The organism is Streptomyces recifensis (assembly GCF_002154615.1).
GTDB lineage: Bacteria > Actinomycetota > Actinomycetes > Streptomycetales > Streptomycetaceae > Streptomyces > Streptomyces griseoluteus.
In genome coordinates this window covers 1-7,034 of record NZ_MUNH01000502.1, presented here as the reverse complement: position 1 = coordinate 7,034, position 7,034 = coordinate 1, and the positions used below count along the sequence as shown (strand labels likewise).

Annotated in this window: 4 protein-coding genes; 2 read left to right on the top strand and 2 right to left on the bottom strand. The window is 70.4% G+C overall.

The genetic code is table 11. The features are described from left to right. Nucleotides 1-1,478 (top strand): heavy metal translocating P-type ATPase (locus tag CCN33_RS24100; RefSeq protein ID WP_140394645.1); only part of this gene is annotated, 1,478 nt, incomplete at its 5' end. Nucleotides 1,479-2,041: 563 nt separating this feature from the next. Here CCN33_RS24100 and CCN33_RS24095 read toward each other — a convergent pair. Further along, the gene (locus CCN33_RS24095; protein WP_086695593.1) at nt 2,042-3,343 is read right to left on the bottom strand and encodes a citrate synthase; all 1,302 of its coding nucleotides are present in this window, start codon (nt 3,341-3,343) and stop codon (nt 2,042-2,044) included. Nucleotides 3,344-3,475: 132 nt separating this feature from the next. After that, entirely contained in the window at nt 3,476-5,821 is a 2,346-nt protein-coding gene (recD2, locus tag CCN33_RS24090; protein WP_086695592.1) for an SF1B family DNA helicase RecD2, read from the bottom strand. 179 nt (nt 5,822-6,000) lie between these two features. Between recD2 and CCN33_RS24085 the strand changes: the two genes are divergently transcribed. Continuing rightward, on the top strand, nt 6,001-7,034 hold a 1,034-nt coding region (locus CCN33_RS24085; protein WP_107483981.1), incomplete at its 3' end, for a LacI family DNA-binding transcriptional regulator.

Below are 7,034 nucleotides of genomic sequence, written 5' to 3'. Positions count from 1 at the left end.
GGGCGGGCGGGCGCGGGACGCGGCTCCCCGTGGGCTCGCTCGCCGTGGGCGACCGGTTCGTGGTGCGGCCCGGCGAGAAGATCGCCACCGACGGCACGGTGCTGGAGGGCACCTCCGCCGTCGACGCCTCCATGCTGACCGGCGAGTCCGTGCCCGTCGACGTCGCCCCCGGCGACCGGGTCACCGGCGCCACCGTCAACGCGGGCGGGCGGCTTGTGGTCGAGGCGGACCGGGTCGGCGGGGACACCCAGTTGGCCCGGATGGCCCGGCTGGTGGAGGACGCGCAGAACGGCAAGGCCGAGGTGCAGCGCCTCGCCGACCGGATCTCCGCCGTGTTCGTGCCGGTCGTCATCCTCGTCGCGCTGGGCACCTTCGGCGTCTGGCTCGGCGTCACCGGGGACACGGTCGCCGCGTTCACCGCAGCCGTCGCCGTACTGATCATCGCCTGCCCCTGCGCGCTGGGCCTCGCCACCCCGACCGCGCTGATGGTCGGCACCGGGCGGGGCGCGCAGCTCGGCATCCTCATCAAGGGTCCCGAGGTGCTGGAGTCCACCCGGCGGGTGGACACCGTCGTCCTCGACAAGACCGGCACCGTCACCACCGGGCGGATGACGCTCCAGGAGGTGTACGCCGCCCCCGGGGAGGACGAGAAGCAGGTGCTGCGGCTCGTCGGCGCCCTGGAGCACGCCTCCGAGCACCCCGTCGCACGCGCCGTCGCGGAGGGCGCGGAGGAGCGCGTCGGCACCCTGCCCCCGGCCGAGCACTTCGAGAACGTCCCCGGTCGCGGCGTACGCGGCCGCGTGGACGGCCACGAGGTGGCCGCCGGACGGCTCTGGGACGACCTGCCGGGTGAACTGGCCACCGCCCGCTTCAAGGCCGAACAGGAGGGCCGTACGGCCGTCGTGGCGGGCTGGGACGGCAGGCCGCGCGCGGTGCTCGCCGTCGCGGACGCGGTGAAGGAGACCAGCGCCGAGGCGGTACGCGAACTGCGCGCGCTCGGTCTGACGCCGGTGCTCCTCACCGGGGACAACCGCACGGTGGCCGAGGCGGTCGCGCGGGAGGTCGGCATCGACGAGGTCGTCGCCGAGGTGCTGCCCGAGGACAAGGTGGACGTGATCCAGAAGCTGCGGCGCGAGGGCCGGACCGTCGCCATGGTCGGGGACGGGGTGAACGACGCGGCCGCGCTCGCCACCGCCGACCTCGGTCTCGCCATGGGTACCGGTACCGACGCGGCGATCGAGGCCGGGGACCTCACCCTGGTCCGGGGCGACCTGCGGGTGGCAGCCGACGCCATCCGGCTCTCCCGGCGCACCCTCGCCACCATCAAGGGCAACCTGGTGTGGGCCTTCGGCTACAACGTCGCCGCGCTGCCGCTGGCCGCGGCGGGGCTGCTGAATCCGATGATCGCGGGGGCGGCCATGGCCTTCTCCTCGGTGTTCGTGGTGACCAACAGCCTGCGGTTGCGCCGGTTCCGCTGAGGCGGGCCAGGAAGTGCCGTAGGTGGCCGGAAGAAGTCCCCCGAGGAGAAGTAAGAGTCCCTCTGGAGTCCGGCGCGCACCTCACATAAGCTCTTCACAAGGCTCGCGCATCTTCCTTACGCTTGGGCCCCGATCGCCGTATCGGGGCTCTTGCGCACTTATGGGACGTATGCAAGAGACGCAGATCACAGTGACGCGAACGTAACCATCGAAGGGGTTCGAAGGTCTAAGTTGGCGGTGTCAGTCCAGCGTCTTGGGGGGCGCCGGCTGGCATCTGGAGTTGTCTTGGGGGACTTCTCCGGAGATGCGTTGCCGGGGCACGTACACCGGGAAGCTTTGAGCGGCCCTCCCAGCGTGCGCTGTCCCGGCAGACCGCAACACGTTTCACGTCACTGGAGCACGGCGGGTACGCCCGTCCTGCTCGGACAGCGAATTCAGGCGCTGTCTCTCCGAGCGCCCGGCCCGGATCCCGTGGGGGGAATCCGCACCGGGGCATGGGAAGGCGCCCTGGACGTCGGCCCGTGGGGGGACCGACGCCAGGGCGCCTTCCGCTTTTTCGGTTACTAGCGCTGCTCGACCGGCACGAAGTCGCGCTCGACGACACCCGTGTAGATCTGGCGCGGGCGGCCGATGCGGGAGCCCGGCTCCTTGATCATCTCGGTCCACTGGGCGATCCAGCCCGGCAGGCGGCCGAGGGCGAACAGGACCGTGAACATCTCGGTCGGGAAGCCCATGGCCCGGTAGATCAGACCGGTGTAGAAGTCCACGTTGGGGTAGAGGTTGCGCGAGACGAAGTAGTCGTCGGAGAGCGCGTGCTCCTCCAGCTTGAGCGCGATGTCCAGCAGCTCGTCGGACTTGCCGAGCGCGGAGAGGACGTCGTGCGCGGCCGCCTTGATGATCTTGGCGCGCGGGTCGAAGGACTTGTACACCCGGTGGCCGAAGCCCATCAGGCGGACGCCGTCCTCCTTGTTCTTCACCTTGCGGATGAAGGAGTCGACGTCGCCGCCGTTGGCCTGGATGTTCTCCAGCATCTCCAGCACCGACTGGTTGGCGCCGCCGTGCAGCGGGCCCCACAGCGCGTTGATGCCGGCGGAGATCGAGGCGAACATGTTGGCCTGCGAGGAGCCGACCAGACGGACCGTGGAGGTCGAGCAGTTCTGCTCGTGGTCCGCGTGCAGGATCAGCAGCTTGTCCAGCGCGGAGACGACGACCGGGTCGAGGTCGTACTCCTGGGCCGGCACCGAGAACGTCATGCGCAGGAAGTTCTCGACGTAGCCGAGGTCGTTGCGCGGGTAGACGAAGGGGTGGCCGATCGACTTCTTGTAGGCGTACGCCGCGATCGTCGGGAGCTTGGCGAGCAGCCGGATCGTGGAGAGGTCGCGCTGCTCCTCGTCGAACGGGTTGTGGCTGTCCTGGTAGAAGGTGGACAGCGCCGAGACCACCGAGGACAGCATGGCCATCGGGTGGGCGTCGCGCGGGAAGCCCCGGTAGAAGTTCTTGACGTCCTCGTGCAGCAGGGTGTGCCGCGTGATGTCGTTCTTGAACTTGGCCAGCTCGTCGACGGTCGGCAGCTCACCGTTGATCAGGAGGTACGCCACCTCGAGGAAGGTGGAGCGCTCGGCGAGCTGCTCGATCGGGTAGCCGCGGTAGCGGAGGATGCCCGCCTCGCCGTCGAGGTAGGTGACGGCGGATTTGTACGCGGCGGTGTTGCCGTAGCCGCTGTCCAGGGTCACCAGACCGGTCTGGGCGCGGAGCTTCCCGATGTCGAAGCCCTTGTCGCCGACGGTGCTGTCGACCACCGGATAGGTGTACTCGCCGTCGCCGACCCGCAGTACTACCGCGTCGTTCTTGGTGTGCTCGCTCACGTCTTCCCTCACCGACTTAGTGCCTCATCTTCGAGGTGCCCTGACTGTCTCTACCATCCCCCATTTGGCTCAGGAGAGTGCACTCGGGGTCGCCACTTGGCCCACTGGCGGCACTCAGTGCCGTCAACCTGCTCATCCTGCCTCCTGGGCGGGGCATCGGGAAAGGCTCTGTGACCTTCGTGACTCATTTGATCGATCATTTTCGGCGACAGGTACCGACCCGGCGAGCCTGCTGCCGAGCGCCGTGCACCGCCGGCCTGCCGACACCGTGCGTACGGCCTGCCCGATCGCCTTGCGCGAACCCACCAGCACCACCAGCTTCTTGGCGCGGGTGACCGCCGTGTAGAGCAGGTTGCGCTGGAGCATCATCCAGGCGCCGGTGGTGACCGGGATCACCACGGCCGGGTATTCACTGCCCTGGGAGCGGTGAATGGTCACGGCGTAGGCATGGGCCAGTTCGTCCAGTTCGTCGAATTCGTACCCCACCTCCTCGTCCTCGTCGGTCAGCACCGTCAGGCGCTGCTCGACCGGGTCGAGTGAGGTCACCACGCCCACGGTGCCGTTGAAGACGCCGTTCGCGCCCTTGTCGTAGTTGTTGCGGACCTGGGTGACCTTGTCGCCGACCCGGAAGACCCGGCCGCCGAACCGCTTCTCCGGCACGTCGGGGCGGCCGGGCGTGACGGCCTGCTGGAGCAGGGCGTTCAGAGCGCCGGCGCCCGCCGGGCCCCGGTGCATCGGGGCGAGGACCTGCACGTCCCGGCGCGGGTCGAGGCCGAAGCGGGCCGGGATGCGGCGGGCGGCCACGTCCACGGTGAGCCGGCCGGCCTCCTCGGTGTCGTCCTCGACGAAGAGGAAGAAGTCGTCCATCCCCTCGGTGAGCGGGTGCCGGCCCGCGTTGATCCGGTGCGCGTTGGTGACCACGCCGGACCGCTGTGCCTGGCGGAAGACACGGGTGAGCCGGACGGCGGGCACCGGGCCGCCCTCGGCCAGCAGGTCCCGCAGCACCTCCCCGGCGCCGACGCTGGGCAACTGGTCCACGTCACCCACGAACAGCAGGTGGGCGCCGGGCGGTACGGCCTTGACCAGCTTGTTGGCGAGCAGCAGATCCAGCATGGACGCCTCGTCCACCACCACGAGGTCGGCGTCCAGCGGGCGGTCGCGGTCGTAGGCGGCGTCCCCGCCGGGCTTCAGCTCCAGCAGCCGGTGCACGGTGGACGCCTCGGCGCCGGTCAGCTCGGCCAGCCGCTTGGCGGCACGTCCGGTGGGCGCGGCGAGCACCACCTTGGCCCGCCGGGCGCGGGCGAGTTCGACGACCGAGCGGACGGTGAAGGACTTGCCGCAGCCGGGGCCGCCGGTGAGGACGGCGACCTTCTCGGTGAGCGCGAGCCGGACGGCCGCCTCCTGCTCCGGCGCGAGGTCGGTGCCGGTACGGCCCTTCAGCCAGGCGAGCGCCTTGTCCCAGTTGACGTCCCGGAAGGCCGGCATCCGGTCCTCGCCGGTGCGCAGCAGCCTCGACACCTGCGCGGCGAGGGAGAGTTCGGCCCGGTGGAAGGGGACGAGGTACACGGCGGTGACGGGCTCCCCGCCGTCCGGTCCGGGCACCCTCTCCCGTACGACACCGGGCTCCTCGTCCTCCTCGCCGGGGGCGGCCAGCTCGGCCAGGCACTCGATGACCAGGCCGGTGTCGACCTGGAGGAGCTTGACCGCATCCGCGATGAGGCGTTCCTCGGGCAGATAGCAGTGGCCCTGGTCGGTGGCCTGGGAGAGGGCGTACTGGAGGCCCGCCTTGACGCGTTCGGGGCTGTCGTGCGGGATGCCGACGGACTGGGCGATCCTGTCGGCGGTGAGGAAGCCGATGCCCCAGACGTCGGCGGCGAGCCGGTACGGCTGGTTCTTCACCACGGAGATGGAGGCGTCGCCGTACTTCTTGTAGATGCGCACGGCGATGGAGGTGGAGACCTCGACGGTCTGGAGGAAGAGCATCACCTCCTTGATCGCCTTCTGCTCCTCCCAGGCGTCCGCGATCCGCCTGGTGCGCTTGGGGCCGAGGCCGGGGACCTCGATCAGGCGCTTCGGCTCCTCCTCGATGATCCGCAGGGTGTCCAGGCCGAAGTGCCGGGTGATGCGGTCGGCGAAGACCGGGCCGATGCCCTTGACCAGGCCGGAGCCGAGGTAACGGCGGATGCCCTGGACGGTGGCGGGGAGGACGGTCGTGTAGTTCTCGCAGGTGAACTGCCTGCCGTACTGCGGGTGCGAGCCCCAGCGCCCCCGCATCCGCAGCGACTCCCCCACCTGGGCGCCGAGCAGCGCGCCGACCACGGTGAGCAGGTCACCGCCGCCCCGGCCGGTGTCGACGCGGGCGACGGTGTAGCCGGTCTCCTCGTCCGCGTAAGTGATGCGCTCCAGCACACCCTCCAGCTCGGCCAACTGTCGTTCGCCCGTGGTGTTTCCCGCCTGTCGAGCCGCCCCTTGAGCCATGGACCGACGGTACCGGCGGGGACGGACAGCGAAGCCCGCACCCATCGCGCTCACATGAGCAGGGTTCATCACGATCTGATTTCAGCCACTGGGGAGGGGCTTGCCGGGAGCCCGTGTAATCGATTCCAATCCTCCGGAACAGTCGTTGTAAACGATTCCACAAGGAGGTGGAGCCGTCGATGGCGAGCATCAAGGACGTCGCCGCCGCGGCGGGTGTCTCCGTCGCCACGGTCTCGCGGGTGCTGAACGCTCATCCCTCGGTGAGCGCCGAGGCGCGCTCCCGTGTGCTGGCCGCCGTGGCCGAGCTGGGCTACCGGCCCAACGCCGTGGCCCGTTCCCTGCGGACCGACCAGACACACACCCTCGGTCTGATCATCAGTGACGTGCTGAACCCGTACTTCACCGAGCTGGCCCGCTCGGTCGAGGAGGAGGCCCGCGCCCTCGGCTACAGCGTGATCATCGGCAACGCCGACGAGCGGCCCGATCTCCAGGACCACCACATCCGGACCCTGCTGGACCGCCGGATCGACGGACTGCTGGTCTCCCCCGCCGACGGCGCCTCCCCGCTGCTGCGGGACGCGGCACGCGGAGGCACCCCGATGGTGTTCGTGGACCGGTGGGTCCCGGACCTCGACGTCCCCGTCGTACGGTCCCACGGCCGCGCCGCCGTGCGGGACCTGGTCGCACACCTGTACGCCCTCGGGCACCGGCGCCTCGCCATCATCGCGGGACCGGGCAGTACCACGACCGGTAGCGAGCGGGTGGAGGCCTTCCGCGAGGCGATGGCGGACCACGGGCTCGATCTGCCGGACGCCTACACCGGCCAGGGCGACTTCCAGGCAGCCAGCGGCCGCCGCGTCACCGAGGGGTTCCTCGACCTGCCGGAGCCCCCCGAGGCGGTCTTCGCGGCCGACAACCTGATGGCGCTCGGCGCGCTGGACGCGATCCGCGCCCGCGGGTTGCGTGTTCCGGAAGACATCGCGCTCGCCGCCTTCGACGACATCCCGTGGTTCGTGCACACCGATCCGCCCGTCACGGCGATCGCCCAGCCGACGGGCGAACTCGGCCGGGCCGCCGTACGGGCCCTGGTGGCCCGGATCGAGGAACGAACCCCGGAGTCCGCCGCCTTTCCCGCCCGGCTCGTCGTGCGCCGCTCGTGCGGTGAGCCCCCCGCTTCCGGGCCTCCCTGCCGGACTGTCTCCCAGATCCCCAC

What these genes read in the sequence shown, in the direction of transcription:
- recD2 (WP_086695592.1), bottom strand. Translation starts at nt 5,821, where the DNA reads ATGGCTCAAGGGGCGGCTCGACAGGCGGGAAACACCACGGGCGAACGA.